The following is a 1,569-nucleotide window of genomic DNA, read 5'->3' as shown; positions in this document are numbered from 1 at the left end:
GCCGGGTCCTCCCCGCCGCGGCGGGGCAGGACCCGCCATGCGAGGGCGCCGGCCAGGACGCCGAGCGGCACGTTGATGAGGAAGATGGAGCGCCACTGGCTGCCGAACAGGTTCAGGTGGAGCAGCCAGCCGGCCAGGAGGGGCCCGCCCACCATGGTCAGGCCCATCAGCGGGCCGACCGGGGTCAGCGCCCTGCGCAGGTGCTGCGGCGGGAAGACGACCTTCACCAGGGCCAGACCCTGCGGGATCATCACCGACCCGCACAGGCCCTGCAGGGTGCGGGCGGCTATCAGGAAGACCGGGTCGGGTGCGAGCCCGCAGGCCAGCGAGGTCAGGGTGAAGCCGGCCATGCCGAGCAGGAAGAGCCGCCGGCGCCCGAGCAGGTCCCCGAGCCGTCCCGAGGTGACCAGGCCGAGCGCGAAGGCCGCGGTGTAGGCGCTCAGCACCCACTGGACGGTGGTCTGGCCGCCGCCGAGGTCGGCGTGGATGGACGGGCCGGCGAGGGTGGCGATGCTGGAGTCGATCAGATCCATGATGTCGGCCATGACCACGACGGTCAGGACGAGCCATGCGGTGCGTGACGGCGGTGTGCTGGTGGGAGGCGCCTCGGACGAGCGCTGGTCGATGGACACGAACACTGTTCTACATCGGATCGGCGTTCCGAACAATACGAACACCGTTCTCGATGGCGTGGAACACTGTTCGCCGATGGGTTTAGACTGCCCGTATGTCACCGACTCCGGAGCAACGGCGCGCGGCCCGGCACCAGCTCGGCACCGGTTCGGGCGCGCCCGCGGCCCGGCGTGGTCCGTCCGGCGGGCGCAAGAAGCCGATCACGGTCGACGCCATCATCAGCACGGCGTTCGGCATCGTGGAAGCGGAGGGGTACGACGCCCTGACGATGCGGCGGGTGGCCGCCGCGCTGGAGACGGGGCCGTCGTCGCTCTACGCCCACGTGGTCAACAAGGAGGACCTGGACGAGCTGCTCATCGGCCGTCTGTGCGCCGGGATCGACCTGCCCGAGCCGGACCCCGCCGCCTGGCGCCGGCAGCTCGCCGGTGTCTGCACCCAGCTGCGCGACCAGTATCTGCGGTATCCGGGTATCTCGCGGGCGGCCTTCGCCGCCGCCCCGTCCAATCTGGACACGCTGCGTGTCGCCGAGGGCATGCTCGCCATCCTGCTCACCGGGGGCATCGACCCGCAGACCGCCGCCTGGGCGCTGGACTCGCTGTCGCTCTACGTCAACGCCTACAGCCTCGAGATCTCCCTGGTGAACAGCCGCATCGGCCGCGGCGACGACGGCTGGGTCGTCAGCCGCGACGAACTGCTGCGCCGGTTCGCCGCGCTGCCGGACACCTTCCCCCGGACCAAGCGCTACGCCGCCGAGCTCACCGCCGGGACCGTCCACGACCGTTTCGACTTCACCATCGGCCTGATGATCGACGGGCTCCCCGGTTCGCGGTGAGAGGACCGCGCGGGCCCGGCTCCGCGCTTGCCGCACCGGCCCCGCCCGGGGCCGGGGGGCCGGGGCCGGGCGGCCCCGGGCGGGGGTGTGAGCCGGCCGGGGTG

General features: G+C 72.3%; 2 protein-coding genes. One reads left to right on the top strand and one right to left on the bottom strand.

The window, feature by feature from the left end; genetic code table 11:
• Positions 1 to 632, bottom strand: a 632-nt coding sequence (locus ABZV34_RS39255) for an MFS transporter (protein ID WP_356288019.1), incomplete at its 3' end; no start/stop codon positions are given.
• A 95-nt stretch (positions 633 to 727) separates the two neighbouring features.
• Between ABZV34_RS39255 and ABZV34_RS39250 the strand changes: the two genes are divergently transcribed.
• Positions 728 to 1,465, top strand: coding sequence for a TetR/AcrR family transcriptional regulator (locus ABZV34_RS39250; RefSeq protein ID WP_356288016.1), 738 nt, complete (start codon positions 728 to 730; stop codon positions 1,463 to 1,465).
• The last annotated feature ends 104 nt before the right edge of the window (positions 1,466 to 1,569 follow it).

It is taken from the genome of Streptomyces sp. NPDC005195 (assembly GCF_040608315.1).
In the GTDB taxonomy this organism is placed as follows: Bacteria; Actinomycetota; Actinomycetes; order Streptomycetales; family Streptomycetaceae; genus Streptomyces; species Streptomyces kaempferi.
Note: the sequence above shows the minus strand (reverse complement) of the source record. Positions and strands in the feature narration are given on the sequence as shown.